The sequence below is a fragment of the Streptomyces sp. NPDC002125 genome (genome assembly GCF_053593715.1).
This window is the reverse complement of sequence record NZ_JBSFDD010000004.1, coordinates 110694-136244: the sequence shown is the minus strand read 5'-3', so window position 1 is coordinate 136244 and position 25551 is coordinate 110694. Positions and strand designations below refer to the sequence as shown.

Annotated in this window: 18 protein-coding genes and 1 pseudogene; 9 read left to right on the top strand and 10 right to left on the bottom strand. The window is 71.2% G+C overall.

Annotated features, from left to right (window positions below; all coding sequences use genetic code 11):
- Positions 1-22: 22 nt before the first annotated feature.
- Both ACWCQM_RS08905 and ACWCQM_RS08900 read right to left on the bottom strand, forming a co-directional pair.
- Complete coding sequence (locus ACWCQM_RS08905) at positions 23-3364, bottom strand: MFS transporter (RefSeq protein ID WP_450914603.1); 3342 nt, start codon at positions 3362-3364, stop codon at positions 23-25.
- Positions 3365-3426: 62 nt separating this feature from the next.
- Entirely contained in the window at positions 3427-4329 is a 903-nt protein-coding gene (locus tag ACWCQM_RS08900) for a UTP--glucose-1-phosphate uridylyltransferase (RefSeq protein ID WP_450914602.1), read from the bottom strand.
- Between the two features lie 726 nt (positions 4330-5055).
- On the opposite strand from ACWCQM_RS08900, the gene ACWCQM_RS08895 reads away from it, so the two are divergent.
- Positions 5056-5871: a winged helix-turn-helix transcriptional regulator gene (locus tag ACWCQM_RS08895; RefSeq protein ID WP_450914601.1), complete on the top strand. Its 816-nt coding sequence runs from the start codon at positions 5056-5058 to the stop codon at positions 5869-5871.
- 37 nt (positions 5872-5908) lie between these two features.
- On the opposite strand, the gene ACWCQM_RS08890 is transcribed toward ACWCQM_RS08895, so the two are convergent.
- Entirely contained in the window at positions 5909-7537 is a 1629-nt protein-coding gene (locus ACWCQM_RS08890; protein ID WP_450914600.1) for a CHAT domain-containing protein, read from the bottom strand.
- 148 nt (positions 7538-7685) lie between these two features.
- Between ACWCQM_RS08890 and ACWCQM_RS08885 the strand changes: the two genes are divergently transcribed.
- Positions 7686-8417 carry a hypothetical protein gene (locus ACWCQM_RS08885; protein WP_450914599.1) on the top strand — a complete coding sequence of 244 codons (732 nt, stop codon included), beginning with the start codon at positions 7686-7688 and terminating at the stop codon, positions 8415-8417.
- An 80-nt stretch (positions 8418-8497) separates the two neighbouring features.
- Positions 8498-10405: a rhamnogalacturonan lyase gene (locus ACWCQM_RS08880; protein ID WP_450914598.1), complete on the top strand. Its 1908-nt coding sequence runs from the start codon at positions 8498-8500 to the stop codon at positions 10403-10405.
- Positions 10406-10581: 176 nt separating this feature from the next.
- Here ACWCQM_RS08880 and ACWCQM_RS08875 read toward each other — a convergent pair whose 3' ends face one another.
- The 6 genes from ACWCQM_RS08875 to ACWCQM_RS08850 form a co-directional block, all read right to left on the bottom strand.
- Complete coding sequence (locus ACWCQM_RS08875) at positions 10582-10965, bottom strand: VOC family protein (protein ID WP_450914597.1); 384 nt, start codon at positions 10963-10965, stop codon at positions 10582-10584.
- A gap of 117 nt (positions 10966-11082) precedes the next feature.
- A complete protein-coding gene (locus tag ACWCQM_RS08870; protein WP_450914596.1) occupies positions 11083-12693 on the bottom strand; it encodes a VWA domain-containing protein in 1611 nt (536 codons plus the stop codon).
- A gap of 20 nt (positions 12694-12713) precedes the next feature.
- Positions 12714-13913 (bottom strand): AAA family ATPase, encoded by a 1200-nt coding sequence (locus ACWCQM_RS08865; RefSeq protein ID WP_450914595.1) that lies wholly within the window; start codon positions 13911-13913, stop codon positions 12714-12716.
- Positions 13914-14135: 222 nt separating this feature from the next.
- Entirely contained in the window at positions 14136-16202 is a 2067-nt protein-coding gene (locus ACWCQM_RS08860; protein ID WP_450914594.1) for an iron ABC transporter permease, read from the bottom strand.
- A 6-nt stretch (positions 16203-16208) separates the two neighbouring features.
- Complete coding sequence (locus ACWCQM_RS08855; RefSeq protein ID WP_450914593.1) at positions 16209-17189, bottom strand: ABC transporter substrate-binding protein; 981 nt, start codon at positions 17187-17189, stop codon at positions 16209-16211.
- Positions 17186-18082: an ABC transporter ATP-binding protein gene (locus ACWCQM_RS08850; RefSeq protein ID WP_450914592.1), complete on the bottom strand. Its 897-nt coding sequence runs from the start codon at positions 18080-18082 to the stop codon at positions 17186-17188. The genes ACWCQM_RS08855 and ACWCQM_RS08850 overlap by 4 nt, the downstream gene beginning before the upstream one ends.
- A gap of 276 nt (positions 18083-18358) precedes the next feature.
- On the opposite strand from ACWCQM_RS08850, the pseudogene ACWCQM_RS08845 reads away from it, so the two are divergent.
- Positions 18359-18724 (top strand): annotated as a pseudogene (locus ACWCQM_RS08845) (hypothetical protein); the annotation flags it as partial.
- On the opposite strand, the gene ACWCQM_RS08840 reads toward ACWCQM_RS08845, so the two are convergent.
- Entirely contained in the window at positions 18636-19583 is a 948-nt protein-coding gene (locus ACWCQM_RS08840) for a methionyl-tRNA formyltransferase (RefSeq protein WP_450914591.1), read from the bottom strand. The pseudogene ACWCQM_RS08845 and the gene ACWCQM_RS08840 overlap by 89 nt on opposite strands.
- A gap of 247 nt (positions 19584-19830) precedes the next feature.
- On the opposite strand from ACWCQM_RS08840, the gene ACWCQM_RS08835 reads away from it, so the two are divergent.
- The 5 genes from ACWCQM_RS08835 (at position 19831) to ACWCQM_RS08815 (ending at position 25531) form a co-directional block, all read left to right on the top strand.
- Positions 19831-21186, top strand: a complete 1356-nt coding sequence (locus ACWCQM_RS08835) for a lysine N(6)-hydroxylase/L-ornithine N(5)-oxygenase family protein (RefSeq protein ID WP_450914590.1) — start codon at positions 19831-19833, stop codon at positions 21184-21186.
- 162 nt (positions 21187-21348) lie between these two features.
- On the top strand, positions 21349-22407 hold the full coding sequence (locus ACWCQM_RS08830; protein ID WP_450914589.1) for a FecCD family ABC transporter permease: 1059 nt from the start codon (positions 21349-21351) through the stop codon (positions 22405-22407).
- The gene (locus tag ACWCQM_RS08825; protein WP_450914588.1) at positions 22404-23483 is read left to right on the top strand and encodes a FecCD family ABC transporter permease; all 1080 of its coding nucleotides are present in this window, start codon (positions 22404-22406) and stop codon (positions 23481-23483) included. The genes ACWCQM_RS08830 and ACWCQM_RS08825 overlap by 4 nt, the downstream gene beginning before the upstream one ends.
- Positions 23484-23518: 35 nt before the next feature.
- Positions 23519-24358, top strand: a complete 840-nt coding sequence (locus tag ACWCQM_RS08820) for an ABC transporter ATP-binding protein (protein WP_450914587.1) — start codon at positions 23519-23521, stop codon at positions 24356-24358.
- A gap of 114 nt (positions 24359-24472) precedes the next feature.
- On the top strand, positions 24473-25531 hold the full coding sequence (locus tag ACWCQM_RS08815) for an iron-siderophore ABC transporter substrate-binding protein (RefSeq protein WP_450914586.1): 1059 nt from the start codon (positions 24473-24475) through the stop codon (positions 25529-25531).
- Positions 25532-25551: the final 20 nt, after the last annotated feature.

Sequence of the window (25551 nt, the reverse complement as noted above, 5' to 3'; positions counted from 1 at the left end):
TTCGAGACGCGATGGAAGGTGTTCACGAGGAAGCAACGGGCGGGGACGGGACGGCCGGGGCCGCCCCCTGCGATCTCCTGATCACGTACAGGAGGACCGGGGAGGTGAGGGCGAGGAGGCTCACGGTGCTCAGCGCCGCGGACAGTCCGACGGCCTCGGCCAGGAAACCGACCGCCGGCGGGCCCACGAAGAAGCCGGTGCCGCTGATGCTGGAGACCAGGGTGATGGCGGGGCCCGCACGGTCGCCGCCCAGCCTGCCCGCCATGGAGAAGATCACCGGGATGTTGACGGACAGGCCGAGACCGAGGCAGGCGAAACCGAACAGCGTGAAGGGGGCGTTCCCGGTCGTCAGGGTGAGAGCGAAGACAGCGGCGGCCGGTGCGACCGACCACATGACCACGCGCATGCTGCCCCACCGGGCGGTCGCCCTGTCGCCGAACACACGGCCTGTCGCCATGAAGACCGAGTAGGCGGCGTAGCCCAGCGCGGCGACACTCGCGCTCTGGCCGAGATCCTCCCGCAGATGGACCGCGCCCCAGTCCGCTGTGACGCCCTCGACGGCCATTCCGCACAGGCCGGCGACCGAGAGCAGCAGCAAGGGGAGCCGCCCGCTCCGCGGCAGCCCGACCCAGCGGGGCTGCGAGCCGGTCCGCGGGACGGCGTCCAGCCCGGCGGGCAGGAGCCACGACGCCCCTACGGCGGCGAACGCGGCCCCCACGACGGCGACGAGCGCGAAGTGCGCCTGCGGGCCGATCCCCTGACCGGCGACCGCGCCACCGGCCAGGGCCCCGAGAAGGGCGCCCGCGCTGTACGAAGCATGGAGTGAGGACAGGACCGGACGGCCCAGTTCCTGCTCGACGGTCACACCGTGGGCGTTCATGCCCACGTCGACCACACCGAGGGCGGCGCCGAACCCGACGAGGGCCAGCCCCAGAAGGACGGCGCTGTCGGCCAGGGCCGGAAGCACGAGAGCCGGACAGCTCAGGAGGATGCCCACCCGGGCGACGGGCGCACTGCCGAACCGGGCCACCGCCTGCCCCGATATCTGTTTGGACACCAGGGCGCCCAGGGCGAGGCCGAGCAGCGCCAGGCCGAGCTCACCTGTGCCCGCGCCCACATGGTCCTTGACCGCCGGAATGCGGGAGGCCCAGTGGCCGAACAGTGCCCCGTTCACGAAGTAGACGACGATCAGGCCCAGGCGCGCCCGTCGTGGCCGGCCCACGGCCCCGGCCGGCTCCGTCCTCGTGTCCGTCGGTGTCATCGGGCGAGGACGGGGATCGGCGCGGAGTCCTCGGACGCCGTGCCGGCATCCTTGGGCTTCGTACTCTCGAGCCCCTTCGTGAGCCAGATCCCGGCCCACACCTCGGGCTCGGACGGCAGGACGAGCTCCACCATGCACGGCCCGTCGACGGCGGCGGCGTGGGCCAGAGCGGCGTTGAGCCGGGCCAGAGCGCTCCGTACCTCCCCGGCCGCGCCCCCGACCGGAACGGCGACACGCACACAGGATGCCGATGGCCTGGGCGATCGCCTCGTAGCGGAGTCCGGGGACGTTCGAGAGGTAGGGCCGCTCCTTCGCGCCGAGCGACGTACGCCCCTGCTTCTGCAGGGAGACCGATTCGCCGTTGTTGCAGACCACGTACAGGACACGGGCCTTCTGCTCCATGGCCGAGACGAGCCCCTGGAACGAATTGGTGAATGCCTGATCGCCCAGCGTGCACATCACGCGTGCGCCGTGATCGCCGATGGCGAGCCCCGTCGCGTACGACAGCCCGCTGCCCACGAAGGCGCCGTGCCCGCCGAAGACCCGGAGGCCCTTCGGCAGCAGGTCGTAGTGCTCGGCGATCAGGCCGCCGAACATCTGGCTGTCGTCCACCAGCACCGGCCGGTCCCATCCGGCCAGTACGTGCGCGAGCGCCTCCACCACCGGACGGCGCCCGTCCCGGGCACGGAGGCTCTCCTCGTCGGAGTCCGAGCCCTCCGGGTCCCGCGCCTCGGGGCCGAACCACGGGGCTCCGGGGGCCGTTCCCCGCTGTTCGAGCCTGGCCGTCAGCTCGTTCAGAAGCCCGGTCGGCTCCCCGACGAGCAGCAGGTCCTTCTCCTGGAGGTACTCGTTCTTGACGGCCTTCTGCGGGTCGGTGTTGAGTGCGATCTTCCGGCAGCCGGGCAGCCTGCCCACGACCCGCTCGTAGATGTTGCGGTCCTCCACGGTGACCAGCAGGTCGCATGAGTCCAGGAGATCGGTGTGGGGCTCGGCGAACGGATTCAGCCAGCCGACGAAGTTCTCCACCTCGTCCTGCCGCAGCCGTTCGAACAGCATGGGGCCGCGACGGTAACGCACCTGCAGCACCGGTGCCCCGAGACGCCTGCTGATCCCGTCCAGGGCCTCCCGTACCCCCGGATAGGACAGGGCGTAGTCATCGATGAGGAACAGCGGCCGTTCGGCCGCGGCCATCTCCTCCAGTACGCGCTCCACGGCTGACCGCCCGCCCTCGGACACCTCCGGGACGGCGGGCCCGGAACAGAGCACGTCCAGCGGAATCCACGGCGCCTCCAGAACGTCCTGGGGTACACCGAACAGGGCGGGCCTGTGGGGCGGTTGCGAGGACGCGGCAAGGGCCTGCCGCAGCCGGAGCACGAAACGCCCCGCCTCGCGCAGGCGTTCCGCGCGGCCGGAGGGAACGGCCGGGGCCTCCCACACCCAGTCCACCAGCCCGCTCAGGCCCGCCAGCAGGTCGGCCTCACCGTGCGGAGGGAGGAAACGGGCCGAGCCGGACGAAGGAAGCCCCACCACGCAGAGCGTCCCCGCCTCGCTCCTCCGGGCGTCCGCCACGGCGCCCATGGCGTTGGTCAGCCCGCGGGCACCGTGCAGGAGTGCCGCCCCTCGGTTCGGCCGCAGGAGCGAGGCACCGGCCGCCATGAAGGCCGATTCCTTGTCGCCGCGTCCATTGACGAGGTCGATGCCGTCGGCGCCCGAAACGGCGTCGCACAGGGAGAGTTCGGAGGTTCCCGCATAGGCGAACACGGTGGACACCCCCGCCAGCACGAGCGACACGGTCACCGCCTCGGCGCCGGTGAGCTCGATGGCCCAGGAGGCCACTTCGTCGACCACGGCCCGGGCCGAGAGGCCCGAGCGCCCGTCCTGCCCGGTGGCCGCGCGGCCGAGCGCGTCATCGATGCGGCACCCGGCCGCCTCCTTGCCCTCGGCGAGGAGCAGCGCGCAGCGCACAGGGTCCGGCGACCCGTCCGGGCGGCGGAAGAAGTCGAGTACGGCTTCGGCCTCGGCCGGCTCCTCCAGGAGAAGGTGCTCGTCGAGTGCCGAGAAGACAGCTAGGTTGCGCATCGAGATCAGGTATCTCCGATCCATGACGGTTCCGGGGTTTCTTCTGCGGTACGGCGCGGTGGCGGGTCCGTGCCACGGCACTCGGGTCAGTCGTCGCCGGAGGAGTCCGCGACGAAGGCGCGCAGCCACGATCTGAAGCGCGGGCCGATCTCCTCGTGGGCCCAGGCGAGTTCCACGGTGGCGCGCAGATGGCCTTCCCGGTGTCCGGTGTCGTGGCGGCCGCCCGGCACGATGACACCGTGGACCGGCCCGCCGCCGGAGTCCTGGCGGGCCATGCCGTGGAGGGCGTCGGTGAGCTGCAGCTCACCGCCATGTCCCGGGGGAGTGCGCTCCAGCTCCGCGAAGACACCGGGGTCCAGGACGAACCGGCCCACCACGGCCAGATTGCTGGGAGCATCGCCGGCCTCGGGCTTCTCCACCAGACCCGTGATCCGGACGACGTCCTTCTCGTCGGTCGCTTCCACCTGGGCGCAACCGTAGAGATGGATCTCGGAGGGATCCACCTCGGTGAGGGCCACCACGCTGCCGCCCGCGCGCCGCTGAACAGCCGTCATGCGTTCCAGCAGCCGGGCCCGCCGATCGATGATCTCGTCGGGAAGCAGGACTGCGAAGGGCTGGTCGCCCACATAGGTGCGAGCGCAGAGAACCGCGTGACCCACCCCCCGTTCCTCCCCCTGCCGTACGTAGTGGATCTCCGCCAGTTCCGAACAGGCACGTAACTGTTCCAGCGCCGATTCCTTACCCTCTCGAATCAGGTGCTGCTCCAATTCGATCGACCGGTCGAAATGGTCTGCGATCGCCTGTTTGTGGCGGCCGACGACCATGAGGGCCCGGTGGAGTCCGGCGGCCCTCGCCTCCTCCAGTACATGCTGGGCGACCGGTTTGTCGACGAGAGGAATCAGCTCCTTGGGTATCGCCTTGGTGGCCGGCAGAAAACGGGTGCCGTAACCGGCGGCCGGTATCACGCACTTCATTTCCGGTACGGCCATGTGGCTGCCACCTACGCCTCCTTTTTCGATGCGGGTGGGCCATAAGAGCCGCGCAAGGGGAATGGAGCGGACAAGTGCTCGGGTAGTTAACTCGCGACCGAACGACGGGTCAAGGGTGGCATTCACCGGCACGAAACACCGGGTGCGGCGACGCTGCGGGGAGCCGTGCCGCCGTCCGGACGGGCCGGGGGCGGGACGGCGGGCGACAGCGCGGGGCGCGCGGGGGGCCGCACCGGTGGTCCGCCCCTCCCTGTGCTCCGTCGTCCTGCTACCCCGTGGCCGTCGTGCTCGTGGACGGACTTCGAAGGGCCCGGCGGACCGCTTCTCGGCCAACTGTCGCAGTCGTCTCCGCGACTCTTCTCATGTCCTGACCGAAGGACTAGCATCCGACAGGCTGATTGGCCATGGGAGCGCTCCCTGGGTGGTAATGAGGCTGCATGTCCTCATGGCCGGACTGCCCGAACCGTCTTCGTCGCGGGGAAGAAATGAAGACGGATCTAGGCGAAGTCACCGGAATGCGGAGCGGCTTGCGGGGAGGGTGAAGTCTTGGCACGTGAGGGTGGCCCAGTATTGACGCTCATGACCCTGACGCCAGTGATCATGATGCCTGTCGAGGAGATTCGTCCGGGTGGGCATGTCCGGATAGGCGGCATAGACAAGGATCACGTCAGAGTTCTCACCGAATGCGATGAAGAGCTTCCGCCCATCGTCGTTCAGAGCAGGAGCATGCGAGTCATCGACGGCATGCACAGACTGAAGGCCGCCATTGCCTGCGGGCGGACCGAAATCCGGGTCCGGATGGTCGACATGAGCGACGTACAGGCATTCCTGTACGCGGTGGAAGCCAACATCGCCCACGGCCTCCCGCTGACGCTGGCGGACCGCAGGAACGCTGCCCGGCAGGTCATCGCGCTCTACCCGGCATGGTCGGACCGTGCCGTCGGCAGGGCGTCCGGGCTCTCGGGCAAGACGGTGAGTGCCTTGCGCGGCAGGGCGGGGCAGGGCGAGCCGGACCCGCAGGTGCGGATCGGCCTCGACGGACGGGCCAGGCCGCTGGACAGCGCGGCCCGGCGCAGCGCTGCCAGGGAACTCCTCACGGCGCAGCCCGACGCGTCATTACGGGAGATCGCCAGGCAGGCGGGCATCTCGCCCGGGACGGTGCGCAGGATCCGGGGCGACATGGAGAAGGCGCCGTCGGGGTCCGCGGTGCCGGCGGCCCTGACCCGTGTGTGCAGCGCCCGGGTTCCGACGCAGGCCGAGCAGGAGGCTTCCGCCGCTGCCGTCGATGTGGAGAGCGCACTCGCGAATCTGCGGCAGGACCCCTCGCTGAAGTACCAGGCGAACGGGCGCGGTCTGCTCAGGCTCCTGCACCAGAGGCCCGCGCAGATGCTGAGGCGTGATGTGCTCGAAGCCATCCCGGTGCACTGCGTCCCGATCATCCTGGGTGTCGTACGTGCTCAGGCCCAGGAGTGGCGGGAGCTGGAGGACGCCCTCGACAAGGTGGCGAAGGCGCAGCCCGCGGCTGTGCAACCGCGGAGCTGACGCAGTTGCACACCGCGCTGCCCTCAGAACGGCGCTCTCAGGAACCGATGTGCAGGTAGGGCACCCAGGCCGTGGGGTCGCCGGGGTGCCGGTCCCGCAGCAGGCGCGTGGACCGGTGGACGGCTTCGGCCGCGTTCCCCGGGTTCTCGCAGACCGAGAGGGCGACCGCCGGGGCCGTGCCGTCGTTCACGGACCAGAGCGAGGCGACGACCTGGCGGTACCCGATCATGTGGAAGGCGGCGCCGAGGTGGACCGCCTCGTCGGGCAGCGCGAAGCCGCCGAGAGCGGTCTCGCACGCCGACAGCACCGCGAGCCTGGCCGGTTCGAGGTCCAGGGCGATGAGATCGGTGAGGCTCAGCGGGCCGTCGTACAGATACAGGGCGTTGCTGCTGGGCTCCGCGAGATTCTGTCCGCCGTGGCAGGCGAAGTGGATGTACGGGTGGGTGCGCATGGCGGTGAGGACCGACGACCGGGTGGCCTCGGCGCCGATCAGCGTGGTACACGGGCCCGCGAAGCCCGCCTCGACCAGGCCCGCCTCGGCGGCGGCTGAGGGCAGCGGACGGGCCGTCGGGGCGTAGGGCGGAGCAGTGGGGACGGCGGTGACGAGCAGCCGTTCGGGTCCGGGCGCCGCCGGCGCGGGGCGCATGGCGTGGATCAGGGCGCGAAGACTCGGCGTGTACGACGAGATCACCCGGTCGGGTACGGAGTCCGGGCCCGGGCCGTCGTCCGGATCGTGGTAACCGGCGGCGTGCAGCGGCAGATGGGTGAGGGGCCCGGTCGGGGACCACCAGACGCGAGGCCACCCGCCTCCGGCAGCGTCCGGCGAGGACGTGTGCCCGAGCGCGTCGAGCACCACCTTCGCGCAGACGTCCCACATCCACTCCAGACAGGCGAGGATCGCCTGGCGCGCGACCCCGGAGCCGGCCCCGCGGGTCAGCTGATCGGCCGCCGACAGACACCTGGTCGCCCGGCGCGCCACCTCCTCGGAGGTCATGGCGGGCAGGGGCACGACCCGGACGCCGTCGGGACCGACCACGAGGGCGTCGCAGCGGAACCGGCTGACGTTCACGATCACGACGGGGCCGCGGGCCGCGGCCCGTGAGAGCTGTTTGTAGGGCGTCGGGAGAAGGAAGAGACCGAAACCGTCGAGTTCCCGGACCTGGCCGATGAGGAGATCCCAGGCGTCGGCCGTACGCCGGCGCTCGTCGGGGTCCTCGGCCGGCCGGTCGAGTTCGGCCGCCAGCCGCGCGAGCCGGGAGGCGATGCCGGGATGCGCCTCGCGCAGTGCGGTGAGATCGGTGCGGGTGTCCAGAAGCTGCCCCCAGAGCAGGGAACGCCCCTGTTCCAGCAGTTCCACCGCCTGTTCGGGCCGGCCCGCGGCGGTGGCCGACGCGGCAGCCTCAGGCCCGAGACCGGAGGAGAGCGCGAGCAGTTCCTCACGGGTGGAGCGGTCCAGGCCGCGCCAGGCCAGCAACGGCAGCAGCCCGATCGCGTTCGCGTAGTCGTCCACCGCGTCGGCCAGGCGGCCCTGCTCACCCTGGTTCACCGCGGCGGCTGCGGCGGCCAGGAAGCGCATCCGTGCCTGACCCGGTCTCGCGGCAGCGGTCCGCCAGATCGCCACCGCCTCGTCCAGGTCCCGCGCGGAGCCGGTCGCCCGGGCCCTCATGCCGAGGCAGTTGCCGAGACCGGTCAGGGCGTCCGCCGAACGGTGCGCCCGCTGTACCCGGCTGACCAGCCGGTAGGAGTCGATGGCCCGGTCGAGATCGGCCAGGTCCCCGCGCGCCGTGAAACGGTCACGCCAGTCGGAAGCCAGCGTGGCGAGTACGGAGATGTGCTCGGCGCTGGACTCCGACGTCCTGGTCGCCGCCGCCGAGCGGAACTGGGCCCGGCTCCGGGGCCACCCCGTCCGCTGCGTGGTCGAGCTGGCCCTCGCCGCCTCGGCGGCCGGACTCCTGGGCGTCGCCGCCCGTGGAACCGGCACGCTCGTCCAGCGCTTCTGGCTGCGCGAGCGGCGTCTGCTGCCCCCGTCGGTGCGGCTCGGCCCCCGCCGGTGGTCCAGGCACCACCGGGCGCTGGCCGCGGCGAGCCGCCAGGGCATCGAACCCGTGCGCGCGTATCTGCCGCAGCGGCCGACCTGGATGAGCGACCGCGTCCGCCTGACCGAGGCCAGAGTCCGCGGTCAGTACAGGCTGAGCGCGACGCTGCTCTGGCCCCGGATCTGGCTGCTCGTCCCGGAAGAGGTCCACGCCCCCGTGCGCCATGCCCGTGCCCGTTTCGACGAGGCGGGTGTCCTGGCCGGCTGGGCGGTCTGGTACGTCCTCGTCGGGCTGTGCTGGTGGCCCGCCCTCCTCATCGGCGCGGTCACGGAACTGGTCGCCTGGCGCCGGGCCCGGCTCGCCCTCGACGAGTTCGCGACCCTGGTCGAGTCCGCCATCGACATCCACTGGCGGACACTGGCCACGGCACTGGGCGTCACCATCGCGGGCGAGGCGCTCACCGCGGGGGAGGCGGCGCTGATCGAGGACCGGCTGCACAAGGGAGGTTGAGGGCACCGGCAACCTCCTGGGCACCGGTGACGACCCACAGGACGTCAGATCCTCACCCCACCCCCACAAGAGGTCGCCCGATGTTCCGATCCCGCTCCTTTGCCAAGCCGGCCGGCGCGCTCCTCGCCGCAGCGCTCGCCGCGACCGGAGGCGTTTTCCAGCAGACGGCCGGGGCCGCCGAGGAACAGGCGTCCCCGGCCGCCGCCGGCACCGTGAGCGCTCTGGCCGCCGCGCGTGTCGCGGAGCGGCTCGACCGGGGGCTGGTCGCCGTGCCCGCGAGCGGCGGAACCCTGGTCACCTGGCGGATGCTCGGCGACGACCCCTCCACCGTCTCCTTCAAGCTCTACCGGGGCACCATGCTGGTCTCCACAACGACCAAGACCAACTTCCTCGACACCGGCGGGAGTTCCTCGTCCACGTACGAGATCCGGGCGGTTGTGAACGGCATCGAACAGCCGGGGGAGAAGACGGCGGTCTGGTCCGCAGGACGACGGGACATCCCCTTGCAGAAACCGGCGGGCGGCACCACTCGCGACGGGGTCGCCTACACCTACTCGGCCAACGACGCCTCGGCGGCCGACCTTGACGGGGACGGGCAGTACGAACTCGTCCTCAAGTGGGTGCCGTCGAACGCCACCGACGTCGCCAACTCCGGCACCTGTACCGGCCCGACGGTCTTCGACGCGTACGAGCTCGACGGCACCCGGCTCTGGCGCGTGAACCTGGGCACCAACGTGCGCAGCGGCTCGCACTACGACTCGTTCCAGGTGTACGACTACGACGGCGACGGCAGGGCCGAGATGGCCGTCCGCACCTCCGACGGCTCGAAGGACTCCGGCGGCACGGTCATCGGCAGCGCGACCGCCTCGCACCTGGCCGAGAACTGCGCGGTGCTCAGCGGCCCCGAGTTCCTCTCGGTCTTCGACGGCCGGACCGGCCGCGTCATGGACTCCGTCCCCTTCGAACCGGCGCGCGGGTCCGTCTCCGACTGGGGCGACACCTGGGGGAACCGCGAGGGCCGGCTGCTGTCCGCCACCGCCTACGTCAACGGGTCCACACCCAGCATGATCTTCAGCCGGGGGATCTACGAACGGATCGCGATCGCCGCCTGGGACTGGAACGGCACCGACCTCGTGCGCCGCTGGAAGTTCGACACCAACTCGTCCACCAACGTGGGCAAGGGCTACGACCAGCAGGGCAACCACAATCTGGCCGTCGCCGACGTGGACGCCGACGGCCGCGACGAGATCGTCTACGGTGCGATGGCCGTGGACGACAACGGCAGCGGCCTGTGGACCACCAAGCTCGGGCACGGCGACGCGCTGCACGTCGGGGACCTGAACCCCGCCCGCCCGGGGCTGGAGTCGTTCAACGTCCACGAGCACACCGACTCCGCCTACGGCTTCGAGATGCACGACGCTCGGACCGGTGAGATCCTCTGGGGAGCTAGGATCGGAACCGATGTCGGCCGGGGCATCTGCGCCGACCTCACCAACGCGTACGCGGGCGCCGAGTGCTGGTCGAGCGGCGGAGGACTGTACGCCGCCGACGGCACGGCGATCAGCACCGCCGTACCGACGTTCAGCGGCGCCGCCTCCTACAACTCGGCGATCTGGTGGGACGGCGACGCCAACCGGGAGCTGCTGGACCACCGCTGGTCGGGCACGGCGGGTTCCGGCTACGGCCAGATCCTCAAGTACACCGGCTCCACCGAGCTCAGCCGCATCTGGTACGACCAGGCCGCCCGCTCCGACAACTGGACCAAGGGCAACCCGACGCTCTCCGCCGATCTCCTGGGCGACTGGCGTGAGGAGATGATCTGGCGCAACGACGACTCCACGGCGCTGCGCCTCTACAGCACTCCGTACCCGACCGAGTTCCGGCTGCCCACCCTGATGCACGACCCGGTCTACCGGCTGGGTGTCGCCTCGCAGAACACCGGGTACAACCAGCCGCCGCAGGTCAGCTACTACCTCGGGACGAAGTAGGGGCGGACACGGCCGGCGGACCGGCGCCCGTTCAGCGCAGCAGGCCGTGGCGGAGCCGGGCGGCTCCCGGCACGGAGCGGGAGCCGCGGCGGTGGACCGGGTCCCGGGCCGGCCGAGGTCGACCTGGCCGGATGGACCGAGGCTGTCCGTATCGAGGGCGTCCAGGATCGCCCCGGTCAGACCGGCCGGATCCTGGTGCGCAGGAGGCAGAACTCGTTGCCCTCCGGATCGGCCAGGACATGCCAGCTCTCGGTGCCGCTCTGGCCGACGTCGGCCGGCCTGGCGCCGAGGGCGAGCAGCCGCTCCAGCTCGGCGTCCTGGTCGCGGTCGGTGGCGCTCACGTCGAGGTGCAGCGGGAGCTTTCCGCCCCGGGGGCCGCTGCTGGGACTGAGGACGAGGGTGGGCTGCGGACCGCCGAAGCCCGCGCCGGGCGGCCCGATCTCGATGCTGCCGTCGTCCTCCCGGTCGAGCTCGACATAACCGAGGACCTCGCTCCAGAACGCGGCGAGCCGTTCGGGGTCGGCGGCGTCGATGACCAGTTCGCTGATGCGGCATGCCATGACCGGCAGTGTACGGAGGCGCTGTGAGCAGAGCCGCTTCCGGTTGCCCTCGGGGGATGCCCTCCGAGGGTCACCGACTCGGCGCCCGGGACGGCGAGTTCGTGTGTCCGGACAGGGTCAGATCACACGGAACAGGTCGGCCGCCACGTGGACGTCGGTGAAGTCCTCGACGGAGCGAAGGTTGTCGCACAGGGCTTCCAGGACCGAGCCCGCCGCGGCGGCGCCGGGGGCGCCGACCGTCACGCCGAAGACCCGGAAGCCGAGCCGGCGCTTGGAGTCGTTCCAGCCGCGCATCCACTCCTCGGTGACGCCGCATTCGTCGTCGGTGATCATCACGATGTCGCCGCGTGCGCGGGCGGCGTCGTCGAACTCCGCCTCCAGCAGCTCGCCGGCGGCCGACAGCGGTGTCTGATAGCTGGTGCCGCCGCCGAGGAAGGTCTCCGCGAAGTCGAGGACCCGGTCGATCCCGGCGGGCTGCCCGGCCGGGAAGCGGAAGACCTGGATCTTGTCGGCCGCGGAGAACAGGATGCCGACGAAGTCGCGTTCGGCGTGACGGGCCTGGTCCAGCAAAGCCAGGGCGCACGCCTTGGCCCATGCCTCCCGGGTCACCCCTCCGGGCCCCGCCGCGTACATGGAGTGCGAGGTGTCCACGCACGCGATGATCGCGCCCCGGCCGGTGGTCTGCTCGCCCTGGCTGTCGTAGAGCATCAGCTCCCCTGCGGCGTAGCGCGCGGCGAACACCGCGCGCAGCGCCGGCACGCCGAGGCCGGCCAGCTCGGAGGGGATCACCCGGGACAGGTCGTCGCCGAGCGTCACCCCGACCAGCTCCCCGGTGGTGTTCTCCACCCTGCGGGCCCGCTCACCGGCGGCCATCTGCCGGAAGCGGCCGATCAGTTCGGCCCACTGCGAGAGCCGGCCGTCGCGCAGCCGCTCGGCGAGCCGGGCGCGCCGGTCGAACGGCATCCGCTCCAGCTCGCCGGGACCGACACCCCAGGCCCGCATCAGCGCGGCCTCCTTCCGCGTGGCATCGGCGGCCTTCACCACCCCGCTCCGTGCGGCGGAGCCGATGCCGGGGACCGCCGCCGCCAGGGCCTGCGCGGCGTCCAGGGCTGCCTGCCGCCCGGCTGCCTCGGCCGCCTCCACCGCCCGGTGCACGGCGTCGGCTGCCGGGTCCGGCACGGTGCCGTCGTCGTCGGCCTCGTCGGCGGCCCGCCGAAGAGCGTCGCTCACGGCGGCCGGCGCGGCTTCCGCGTCCTGCCGGGACCTCGCCGCCTGCTTTGCCCGCTCGCCGGCCTCGCGGGAGCGGTCCAGCATCTCGCGTAGCGCGGAGGCCTGGGCGAGCACGGCCATGGCGGCGGCGTAGGGGTCTCTGGCCGTCTCCCGGTGCAACCCGGCGTACTCCGGCGACTCCATCAGGGCGCTGACCACCTGGTGGTTGACCAGGCGTGAGGGCGTCATCTCCTCGCGCTCGCGCAGCCGGGGACCGGCCTGGTAGGCGGCCAGGAACACATCGGTCAGGAGGTCGGCTGTGCCCTCGTGACGGCGGCTCAGTTCCTCGGCCAGCTCCCGGAGTCCGGCCGACTGCGCGTACGTATCGAGCCAGGTGAGCCGGTCGAACCGGTCCGCGACCAAGGCCCCGCTGTGCGCCTGGCGAGCGGCGGACGAGAGCCCCAGCCATCTGCCCGCGAGGCTCGCCAGACCGTCGAGCTTGTTCGGTGTCGTGTCCATGGTCCTGATCGTCCCCGGGTTCAGAGCTGCGCCTGCACCATGCTCGCGTCCATACCGAGGGCCTCGGTGAGGACGCGGGCGCGGACGGCGCGCTGGCGGCCGGTGACCCGGTCGATGGTGGTGGTGGAGCGGCCGGCGCCCGCCGCCTCCTCGCGCAGCTTCTCCAGCCGCTTGCCCGCCATGGCCAGCTTGTTGTGGGCCTTCCTGATGACCCAGTCGCTCAGCGCCTCGCGCGACTGTCCGGCCATGGCGTCGAGCTGGGCCTCCAGATCGTCGATGACGTCGGCCAGGTCGAGCGCCTCCTTGGCGTCCGGGTTGACCAGATGCAGCACCTCCCGCTCCACGATCGGGCGTTGGGCGGGGGAGTCCCACAGCACATGGGTCAGCACCGACAGGTCGGTCTCGGCGACCGCCGGTCGGCCGTCGAGGTACGCGGATGCCTGGAGCAGCCCCACCGCCTGCCGCCAGCGGCGGTCGGACGCGACGAGTTCCTTGCGGCGCAGGGCGGCCCGCAGCGTGCACACCGCGTCCACGATCGCGTCGGGGACGGCCACGGCCGGGACGGCTTCGCTCACGGCGTGCCGCAACGCGGACAGCTCGACCGTCGTCCGTACCGGCGCCGCCGGACGGCTCACGGCGGAGCGGACCAGTGCGGCGAAGTTCGACGGGTCCTCCAGATAGCCGACCTCGATCCGCACCAGCAGCCGGTCGTAGATCGCGGCCGTGTCCTCTCCGGCGGGCAGTTCGTTGCTCGCCGTGATGGCGCCGATCAGGGGACAGCGGACCGGTTCGCCGCCGCTCTCCGGGTGGTAGATCCGTTCGTTGAGAAAGCCCAGGGTCTCGTTGAGCGCCGCCGTGGAGCACTTGAATATCTCGTCGATGAACGCGATGTGCGCGGTCGTGGCACGGCCTTCGTACACCTGGCGGTACTCGCCCCGGGCCAGTGCGGCGACGTCGACGGGCCCGAACATCCGCGTCGGCGCCGTGAACTTCGACAGGAGGATCTCCCAGTAGGCCGCGCCCTCGACCCGGCCTGTGAGCTCTCTGGCCAGTTCCGACTTCGCCGTTCCCGGCGGGCCGAGCATCAGGGAGTGCTGCCCGGCCAGCAGTGTGACCACCAGCGTCCGCACCACGTCGGCCCGTTCGTAGAAGCGGTCCGACAGCTCATCGACGATCGCCCGCAGTCTCCTGGCCGTGTCCTGTGTGTCCTGTACGCCCATGTCCCCCTCCTCGCCTGCGACGCCCTGCCGGGCTGCCGCCCAAAATACGTTCCCCCGCCGAGCCGGGTGACAGCCCCTCCCCGGCGGGAGGTCCGCACACCGCCGTTCACCGAACACCACCTCGGGTGAACGGCACCGTGTGACCGGCGGGAGGAACGCGTGGAAACGCGACGGGCCCCCGGCCGACAGGAGGTCGGCCGGGGGCCTGCGGTGCGGTCCGGTTCAGCGCCGTGTGCGGACCAGCAGGTAGACGAAGTACGGAGCACCGATCACGGCCGTCATCAGGCCGGCGCCGAGCTGCGCCGGGGCGATCACGGTGCGCCCCGCCAGGTCCGCGAGGCAGACCAGGAGCGCCCCCAGCAGGACGGCGACCGGGACCACCCGTACGTGCCGCCGGCCGACCAGGGCCCGCGCGGCGTGCGGGGCGACCAGGCCGACGAAGGCGATCGTCCCCGCGGCCGCCACGGCGGTGGCCGCCAGCAGGACGGACACCACGAGGAAGCCGAGACGGGCCCGGGGGAGACCGAGGCCGAGGAGCCTCGGGGTGTCCTCGTCGAGCGCGACGAGGTCCAGCTCCCGGCGGCGTACCACCGCCACGACGACCCCGACGGCGAGCACGACGGCCACCGGCACCGCATCGGGCATGGTGCGCCCGTACGTCGATCCGGACAGCCAGGTGAGGGCCTTCGTCGTGTCGAACGGGTCGCTGAGCACGATGACCAGGCTGATCAGCGCCGCCGCCGCGGAGGACACCCCGACACCGAGCAGGACCAGCCTGTTCTGCCGGAAGCCGCCCCGGGCGGCCAGCCCGAACACGAACGTCGCGGTGACCGCCGCCCCGCCGAACGCCGCTCCCGCGATCTCCCACGAGCCGGGCGAGGCCGCGGTGGTGACCAGGAGGACGGCGCCGAGACCGGCGCCCCCCGAGACGCCAAGGATGCCCGGTTCCGCGAGGGGGTTGCGGGTCACGGCCTGGACCAGGGTGCCGGACAGCGCGAGCGCGGCGCCCGCGAGGAGAGCGGCCGTCACCCGGGGAACCCGGGTGTCCAGCACGAAGGTGACGATCCGTCCGGACGTGCCCTGCGCCCAGTTCACCACGTCGCCGAGCAGCAGTTTCGCGTCGCCGAGGAGCACGGCCGAGAACATGACGGCCACGACGGCGGCCACGAGCACGGCCACGGTGACGAGGAACGCCGCGCGGCTCGGTATCCGCAGCCTGTCCGGCGCCTCGGCCGAGGCCGTGTCCCGGGTGCGCAGCGCCATCACGACGAGGAACACCCCGCCGACGACGGTCGTCACGACGCCGGTCGGCACCTCGACAGCGGTGTCGGAGGGCACGATCGCACGCAGCAGCACGTCCGAGCCGAGCACGAGGGCCGCACCGACGAGCCCCGCCACGGGCATGCTCACCCGGGAGCGTACGAGCCCCCGGAAGCGGCGGCCCAGGGGCCGCACGAGCGCGGGCGCGCAGAGACCGACGAAGCCGATCGGCCCGGCGAGCGTGACGGCCGCGGCCGAGAGCAGCGTCGCGAGCACGACGGTGGTGATCCGGGTCCCGCGGACGGGCACGCCGAGTCCACGGGCCGCGTCGTCGCCGAGGGCCAGGGCGTCGACGCGGCGGGCGACGAGCAGCAGCCCGGCCAGGCCGACGGCGACGACCGGGGCCATCTGGAGGACGCCGTCGAAGCCGTTCTGGCCGATGCTGCCCTGGTTCCACCGGTACAGACCCTCGGTCTGCTGGGGGAACAGGAGCAGCAGCGCGTCGGTGACGGCGTTCAGCCCCAGCGCGAGCGCAGTGCCCGCGAGGACCAGCCGGACGGTTCCCTTGCCGAGCCCGGACAGCCCGAGCACGACGGCCGCTGCCGCGAGTCCGCCGATGAACGCGGCGCCGGAGGAGGCGAGGAGCGGAAGGGTGGTGCCGGTGACGGCGAGCACGCCGAGCGCCAGATAGGAGCCGGCGTTGACGGCGAGGGTGTCCGGTGCCGCCAGCACGTTCCGGCTGACCGCCTGGAGGGCGGAGCCGGCCATACCGAGCGCCAGTCCGACGAGGACGGCGGCGACCATCCTCGGCAGCCGGGAGGCGACGACGACGGAGGCGTCCCCCGCTTCGGCGTTCCCGGTGAGCGCGTTCCAGACCTCCGCCGCGCCGACGTCGGCGGTGCCCTGGGTGATGTCGACGGCTGCGAGGACCGCGACCAGCAGCACGAGCGTGGCCGTCACGGCGACCGCGCCCGTCGTGGCCGCGGCGGTGCGGTCACGGCCGACCGCGGTCTTGTCGATGACGGCCACGGCGCGCTACTTCGTCAGCGCGGTGACGAGGGAGTCGATGTACGCCTCCATCGAGCGGGGACCACCGAACATCCAGACGCCGTCGGGCAGCCGGTGCACGTTGCCGTCCTTCACGAAGGGCAGCGACTTCCACACGGCGTTCTTCGCGAGCGGACCGGTGAACGTGTCACCGTCGACGTCGTTGGCGACGTAGGCGAACTGGACGTCGCCGAGGCCGGTGAGGCCCTCGACGTCGGTGGTGGCGAGGCCGTAGCTCTCGTCGCCCTTGACCTTCCAGGCGTTCTTCAGGCCGAGCTTCTCGTTGACGGCGCCCAGGAGGGAGGTGCCGGTGTAGGCACGGATGGAGACCTGGTTCGACGCCTCGTAGCCGTCGGCGGAGGCGATCTCGGCGCCGCCGAGACCGGCGTCCTCCAGAGCCTTCTTGCCTTCGGCGAGACTCGTCTCGAAGTCCTTCTTGAGGGCGTCCGCCTCGGTCTCCTTGCCGGTGGCCTTCGCGATGAGGTCGAGGCCCTCCGTCATGGTGCCGATCTGGTCGGCGCCGTCGGCGGACGTCACCTCCAGGACGGGGGCGACCTTGCGGAGCTGCTTCACCACGGCCGGCGCGAGGTCGCTGGTGGCGACGACGAGGTCGGGGGCGAGGGCCGCGACGGTGTCGATGCTCGGCTCCCCGCGGGTGCCGATGTCCTTGGGGCTTCCGGTGAGCGGGGCCGCGGTGTTCCACGCGGTGTAGCCCTTCACGTCCGCGACACCGACGGGAGCGACTCCGAGGGCGACCAGGTCCTCGACCACGTTCCACTCGGTGGCGACGACCTTCGTCGCGGGGCCGTCAAGGGTCACCTTCGTGCCCTTGGCGTCGGTGAGGGTGATCTTCCCGGCGGGCTTGGCGGAGGCGGCGGCGTCGTCGGAGGACGGCTCGGTCGTTCCGCAGGCGGCCAGGGAGAGGGCGGCGACGGCGACGGTGGCCGTGGCGAGGAGGTGGCGTCTCATGAGGAGGTGCTGAGCCTTTCGGATCTGGAGTGGTGGCGGCCGATCGCGCGGGTGCGCAGCCGCCCTGTCGAAGGATCGGTGCCGACGTCGATGCGGATGCCGTAGACGTCGGACAGCAGTTCCGGAGTGAACACGTCCTCGGGCGCGCCGTCGGCGACGATGCGTCCCGCGTGCAGCAGCGCGACACGGTCGGCGACGGCCGCGGCCTGGTCGAGGTCGTGGAGGACGACGCCCACGGCGATCCCGTGGTCGTCGGCCAGATCGCGTATCAGGTCGAGCAGTTCGACCTGGTAGCGGAGATCGAGGTAGGTGGTGGGCTCGTCGAGGAGCAGGACACCCGTCTCCTGCGCGAGGCAGCTCGCCAGCCACACGCGCTGGAGCTGTCCGCCGGAGAGCTGTTCGACGCCCCGGTCGGCGAGGTCGCCGACACCGGTGAGGCCGAGCGCCCGGTCCACCGCGGCGGTGCCACGGGGATCGGGACGGCCCCAGCGCCCCCGGTAGGGGTAGCGGCCGAAGTCGACCACGTCGCGGACGGTGAGTCCGCCCGGCGTCGACCTGGACTGCGTCAGGAGCGCGACGCGGCGCGCGAACTCGCGTGCGCCGAGCGCGAAGCCGTCCGTGGTCCCGTCCGGGCCCCCGTCCACGGTGAGCGAGCCGGCACGCGGGGCCTGCAACCGGGCGAGCGTGCGCAACAGCGTCGACTTCCCGCTGCCGTTGGGGCCCACCAGGGCGGTCACCTCGGCGGGCCGCAGGCTGATGGCCGCCTCGTGCACGACGTCGACGCGGCCGTACGCCACGGTCACCCCGTCGGCGGACAGACCATGCCCGGTACGCGGCCCGACGGCAGTCACAGGGGTGTCCACAGCCCTGGTAGTGCTCTCACCAGCTCTCATGTGGATTAGGTTAGCCTGACCTAATCCTTTGGTTGAACGCTGCCCTACCTTTTTTTCGGGGGCACCTTCGGAGCGGCGGGCGGCGATCCTCCCGAGCGCGGTGGAGGTGGCGGGTCAACTCGGCGCCTGCCGACTGGAGTTAGCCCGATGCCGCGCTCCGGCACCCGGGGTGGGCCGCCCACTGTGATCTTCTTCATCGTGTGACGAGATTCCAGGCGCGGGGCGGCGAGCGGCCGCTCAGCCCCTCTCCGGGAGGTTTCGCCGCACGGCTGGCCGCCCGGCCGGGCCGCCTCCTGGATCTCCACCGGCCTCGATCTCGTCGCGGGGGAGAAGGCGGGCCCGCTCGTCTCCTGCGTCGCGCTCGTCGACACCGCCGACGGCATCGCCGTACGTCGGTCACCCAGCTCGCGGATGTTCCCGAATGTCGACCTGTGCGGCGGTCATACAGGGGACGGGACCGCCGCACCGCTGTTCCGGTGGGCCGCGGTGTCAGGGGCGGCCGGTGAGACGGGCGCCGCGTGTCAGGGGCGGCCGGTGAGACGGGCGCCGCGTGTCAGGGGCGGCCGGTCAGATAGCCGCCCATGGTGGCGAAGTACTCCGCCGCGGGCAGTTCCCGGCCGTCCTCGGTGCGTACGCGTGTGATGGCCAGGCCGCGGTTGCGGCCGGTGCGGGCGTCGGAGCCCGCGACGATCACCACGCCTTCGCCCTCGCGGTAGAAGATGCGTCCCGGCGTCCCCCCGTACCGGCCCTCGGACACCACCGCGGCGAGGACTTCGAGGCGCTTGCCCTTGTGGAAGGTGAAGGCGCTGGGGTAAGGCTCGGACTGGGCCCGGACCAGGCGTTCGAGGTCCTCGGCGGGCCAGCCCCAGTCGATGCGGACGTCCTCGGCGGACCGCTTGTGGAAGAAGCTCGCCTGCGAGCGGTCCTGGCGGGTGAACTCCGTCTGCCCGGACGCGATCAGGTCGAGAGCGCCGATGGTGACGGGGCCGATGAGGTCGACGGTCTTGTGGAAGAGGTCGGTGGTGGTGTCCCTCGGGCCGACCGGCACCGCCTCCTGCCGGACGATGTCACCGGCGTCGAGCTCGTCGTTCATCATGTGCGCGGTGACGCCCACTTCGGACTCGCCGTTGATGAGGGCCCAGATCAGCGGGGAGAATCCCGCGTACTTCGGCAGCAGTGAGTCGTGGACGTTCAGTGTGCCGTGGCGCGGGAGCCGGAAGATGCGCGGCGGGATCCATGTCCGCCAGTTGTTCGCCACGATGATGTCCGGATCGGCCTCCCGCAGCCGCTCGAACAGTTCCTCGTCGTCGGGGCGGTTGCGGATCAGCACCGGCACCTCGTGCTCCTCGGCCAGATCCGCGACGGAGTCGCTCCAGATCTTCTCGTACGCGTGATCGCTCTTGGGATGCGTCACCACCAGCACCACGTCGTGCTCGGAGTCCAGGAGGGCTTGAAGGGTGCGGTGCCCCCAGGTCTGGTAACCGAACATGACGACCCGCATGGGGTTCCTCCTCAGCACAGGGAATGACCGATGCTCAGTAAAGCGAGGCTCACCTAACTTTGCAACGGGATGCCATGCCAGGGCAGTTGACGGCCGGGTTGGCTCCCGGTGGTCCGATTTGCCCTATCGACAGCTTCGGGAGATGAGCTTAGGCTCACCTAAGTTCAAGCGGGCCATTCCGTCGGAGTGCCCCGCCCTTCAACTTCCCCACGCCTGATAGGCGGCTTGCCCGCACGATGGGAGTGACATGTCTCAGGTCCTGCCTGGCGACGCACCACAGGTCCACGACCTCATTGGAATCGGCTTCGGCCCCTCCAATGTGGCCATGGCGATCGCGTTGAGCGAGCACAACGCCGGCGCCGGCGCACAGGGGACGGTCAGCGCCCACTTCTTCGAGCAGCAGCCGCGCTTCGGCTGGCACCGCGGGATGCTGATCGACGACGCGACGATGCAGGTGTCCTTCCTCAAGGACCTGGTCACGCTCCGGAACCCGACCAGCGAATTCAGCTTCCTCTGCTATCTGAAGAGCAAGGACAGGCTGGTCGACTTCATCAACCACAAGAACCTCTTCCCCCTGCGGGTGGAGTTCCACGACTACTTCGAGTGGGCCGCGGCCAAGGTCGACGACATGGTGTCCTACGGCCATGAGGTCGTCGGGGTCACTCCCGTGCTCCGCGACGGAGAGGTGGAGCACCTGGATGTGACGGTCCGTTCGGGCGAGGGGCTCGTGGTCCACCGGGCCCGCAACGTGCTCATCGGGACCGGGCTGCGGCCGCTCATGCCCGAGGGGGTGGAGCGCGGCGACCGGGTCTGGCACAACTCCGAACTCCTCGCGAAGGTCGAGGAGCTGGGGGAGGCCGCCGCGCCCGAGAGGTTCGTCGTCGTCGGTGCCGGGCAGAGCGCCGCCGAGAACGTCGCCTATCTGCACCGCCGTTTCCCCAAGGCCGAGGTCTGCGCCGTCTTCTCCCGTTACGGCTACAGCCCGGCCGACGACAGCAGCTTCGCCAACCGCATCTTCGACCCCGACGCGGTCGACGAGTACTTCGCCGCGCCCGAGGACGTCAAGCGCCGGCTGATGGACTACCACGGGAACACCAACTACTCCGTGGTGGACATCGACCTGATCGACGACCTGTACCGGCAGATGTACCAGGAGAAGGTGCTCGGTACCGAGCGGCTGCGCTTCCTGAACGTGTCCCGGCTCGTCGGTGTCGAGGAGACGCCCGGCAAGGTCCGGGCCACGGTGAGGTCCCTGGTGACGGGCGAGGAGACCCTCCTGGACTCCGACGTCGTGGTCTTCGCCACGGGATACAGCCCCGTCGACCCGCTCGGACTGCTGGGTGATGTCGCGGACCACTGCCTCCGCGACGAGGAGGGGCGCGTGCGCGTCGAGCGCGACTACCGCATCGCCACCGACCCCGAACTGCGCTGCGGGATCTACCTCCAGGGCGGTACGGAGCACACGCACGGCATCACCTCGGCCCTGCTGTCCAACACCGCGATCAGGGTCGGGGAGATACTCGACTCGCTGCTCGACCGGGGAGTGAAGGCCGCCTCCGACGAAGCCAGGCTCGTCGCGGACCAGGCCGGTGCGGCGGACTAGCGTCCTCCGCGGACCCGCCACCACGCCCCCGGTCCGTACCGGGGGCGTGCGGTGCTTCGCGACGGGGCACCACACATGAGGTCACGGGCCCCCGGGCCCACCGGGCGATCAGCCCAACTCCCCGTGCTTACCGGGAAGATCAAAGGGATATCGTACGTCGACATGAGCACGACTGCAGTGGAGCGTCCCGTGCCCCGGGGCGCGACGGAGGCCCGTCGGCGCCGGGTCGGCGGACTGGGCATGCTCGTCGCGGTCCTCGTGACCGCCGCGGCCGTGTCCCTGGCCGTCGGCGCCCGTTCGCTGAGCCCCGCGGAGGTGTGGCAGGGCCTGTTCGCGGCCCCCGGCGACGACGCGGGCCTCACCGAGATCCGGCTCATCGTGCAGACGGTACGGGTGCCCAGGACCGTGCTCGCGATCGTGGCGGGCATCGCCCTGGGGATCGGCGGGTCCCTGATCCAGGGGTACACCCGCAACCCGATCGCGGACACGGGCCTGCTGGGTGTGAACGCCGGCGCATCCTTCAGCGTGGTGTCGGTGATCGCCGTGTTCGGGTTCACCGACCCGTTCCAGTACGTCTGGTTCGCCTTCCTGGGCGCGGCCGCCGCCGGTGTCATCGTGTTCGGACTGTCGAGCATCGGCCGGGGCGCGGGCAACCCCCTGACGCTGGCGCTGGCCGGGCAGGGGGTCACCGTGTTCCTCGCGGCGATGACGATGGCCGTCGCGCTGTCCAACCAGAAGTCGCTGAACGCGCTGCGCTTCTGGAACTCGGGCTCCGTGGCAGGAGCCGGCTTCGACGTCATCTGGCCGCTGACGGCCTTCATCGTGGCCGGGGTCGTGCTGGCCCTGACCATGCTTCCGTCCCTGAACCTGCTCAATCTGGGTGACGACGTGGCGCGCGGTCTGGGTGTGAACATCGCCTTCAGCCGGACCGTCGGCATCGTCGCCATCACCCTGCTGGCCGGCGCGGCGACGGCGGCGTGCGGCCCCATCGCGTTCCTCGGGCTCATGGTCGCGCACGTGGCCCGGTATCTGACCGGGCCGGACTACCGCTGGCTGGTGCCCTACGCGGGCCTGCTCGGTGCGGTGCTCCTCCTGGTCTGCGACATCGTGGGCCGTGTGGTGGTGCGGCCGGGCGAGTTGGACGCGGGGGTCGTCGTCTCCCTGCTGGGCGCCCCGTTCTTCGCGGTTCTGGTGTGGCGTGGAAAGTTCAGGAGCGCATGAACGCGACAGAGGTGAAGCGACCGGCGGACCCGAAGCGGCCGGTGACGCCGGGCGTGCGGCTCGGGCAGGTGTCGTTCGTGTGGCGGCCCTGGCTCGTCCTCGTCACGCTGCTGCTGTCGGCGGCGGTCTTCCTGGTGTTCTGCCTGTCGATCGGGGTGGGGGACTTTCCCATCGGCCTGTCCCGGGTGATGGCCACGATCGTGGGCCGCGGTGAGCAGGTCGACGAGTTCGTGATCATGGATCTGCGGATGCCGCGCGCTCTGGCCGGGCTGGTCGTGGGGATCGCGCTGGGGGTCTCCGGGGCCATCACGCAGTCCGTCGCGCGCAACCCGCTGGCCAGCCCGGACATCCTGGGGATCACCGGGGGAGCGAGCGCGGTCGCGGTGTTGCTGGTGACGGTGACCGGTGGCACCGCGGCCGCGGTCGTCAGCACCGTGGGACTCTCCGCCGCGGCTCTCGCCGGCGGTCTCGGCACGGGGCTGCTGGTGTACTTCCTGGCGTGGCGGCGCGGGATCGACGGCTTCCGGCTCATCCTCATCGGCATCTCGGTGAGCGCCGTGATGGAGGCGATCACGACCTGGCTCCTGAGCACGGCGGACATCAGGGACGTGGCGCGGGCCCAGGCGTGGCTGGTCGGTTCACTGGACAACCGGTCGTGGGACGAGGTGCGGCTTGCCGCCTGGTGCGCGCTCGCCCTCATGGTGGCCGTGGCGTGCGCCGCCTTCCAGTTCAAGCCGCTGCACCTGGGCGACGAGGTCGCCGCCGGGCTGGGTGTGCGGTACTCCAGGGTGCGGGCGGTCCTGCTGCTCTGCGCGGTGCTGCTGGCCGGCGCCGCGGTGAGCGTGGCGGGGCCCGTGCCGTTCGTCGCGCTGGTGGCGCCGCAGGTCGCGATGCGCCTGGCGAGGTTCCCCACGCCGCCCATGGTGGCCTCCGGGCTGACGGGTGCGCTGCTGCTGATCGGTGCGGACCTGATCGCGCGCACGGCGCTGCCGATCACCCTTCCGGTCGGCGTGGTGACCGCGGCCGTCGGCGGCCCCTTCCTTGTATATCTGCTGGTGCGGGCGAACCTCAGATGAACAACTCGATCGGACGACCCGGACAAGGGGGGCCTGTGGCGGCTCAGCGCACGACCAAGACCGATACCGCGGTCGACGACGTCCCGCGGCTGGCGGCGAGAGGGGTCACGGTCGGCTACGGCGGCCGGACCGTCATCGACGGACTCGACGTGGTGATCCCGTCGGGCCTGATCACCACGATCATCGGCCCCAACGGCTGCGGCAAATCGACCCTGTTGCGCACCCTGACCCGGCTGCTCAAGCCGACGGACGGCAGTGTCGTCCTGGACGGCCAGGACATCGCCACGCTCAGGACCAGGGAGGTGGCGAAGAAGCTCGGGCTCCTCCCGCAGGCCCCGGTCGCCCCGGAGGGGCTGACGGTGGCCGACCTGGTCGCCAGAGGACGCCATCCGCACCAGAGCTGGCTGCGGCAGTGGTCGTCGGACGACGCGTCCGTCGTGGAACGCGCGCTGGCCATGACCGGGGTCTCCGAACTGGCCGGCCGCCCGGTCGACTCGCTCTCCGGCGGCCAGCGCCAGCGCGTCTGGATATCGATGACGCTGGCTCAGGGCACCGATCTGCTGCTGCTGGACGAGCCCACCACCTATCTGGACCTGGCGCACGCCGTCGACGTACTCGACCTGGTGGACGACCTGCACGAGTCGGGCCGCACCGTGGTCATGGTGCTCCACGACCTCAATCTGGCCACCCGCTACAGCGACAACCTCGTCGTCATGCGGGCGGGGGAGATCCTGGCGCAGGGGCACCCGTGCGACGTGATCACCGCCGAACTGCTCGACGAGGCGTTCGGGCTGCGGGCCAAGGTGATCGACGACCCGGTCGGCGGCCGTCCGCTCATCGTTCCGATAGGCCGCACGCACGTCCAGATCAACTAGTCGTTTCCTGCGGGAAATTGGCAAAGTTAGGCTAGGCTAACCTCATCTCGTATGGGTAGTGTTTGGCTGCCTCGGTCGGGGCGTAGCGGACAGCGCGAAAGCAGGGGAATCCGAATGCTTTTCCACAGAACGACGTTTCTGAAGCCATGGCGGCGAGTGGCGGCGACGGTGTCGGCCGTGACGCTCGGCGTCGGCCTCCTCGCGGGATGCGGGTCCGACACGGCGGACGGGACGAGCGACAAGGCGACGGCGGCGGCCGGGGACGCCGGCGCCTTCCCGGTCACCGTGGAGCACGCGTTCGGATCCACCGAGGTCACCAAGGCCCCCCAGCGGGTCGTCTCCGTCGGCTACACCGACGACCAGGCCATCCTGGCGCTGGGCATCAAGCCGGTCGGCATGGTCGACCAGTACCCGAACCCCGCGGGTACGTCCCCCGACATCAACACCCAGTGGCCCTGGGTGAAGGACAAGTGGGGTGACACCAAGCCCGAGGTCGTCATGAGCAACGGCGACTCCGGCCCCAACTTCGAGAAGATCGCCTCCCTGCGGCCCGACCTGATCATCGCGGTCTACTCCGAGATCGACAAGGCCGCCTACGACAAGCTGTCGAAGATCGCCCCGACGGTGGGCCGCACCAAGACCGAGAAGGAACTCTTCAGCGCCCCCTGGCAGGAGAACGCGGTACACATCGCCAAGGCGCTCGGCAAGGAGAAGGAGGGCACCGCGCTGGTCGCGGGCATCCAGGAGAAGCTGGACGCCGCCGCCGAGGCGCACCCGGAGTTCGCGGACCAGACCGCCGTCGCGCTGTCCTGGTACGAGGACAAGGTCGCCCCCTTCACCACCACCGATGTGCGCGGACGGCTGGTGACCGGCATCGGCTTCAAGGGCAACACGAAGATCGACGAGATCGCGGACGGCAAGTTCTACACCCAGCTCTCCCCCGAGCGCATGGACCTGATCGACGTCGACCGCATCTTCGTCATCAACGACAAGGCGGACCAGGAGGCGCTGAAGAAGTTCGAGCTCTTCGCCAACCTCCCCGCCGCCAAGGAGGGCAAGGTCTCCTACCTCCTGGACAGCGAGGGCCCTGCCGTCGGCGCGGCCATGTCCCAGGGCACCCTGCTCTCCCTGCCCTACGCCATCGACGAGCTCGTCAAGTCGGTCGACCAGTGACGCGGATCCCCCCGTCCCTT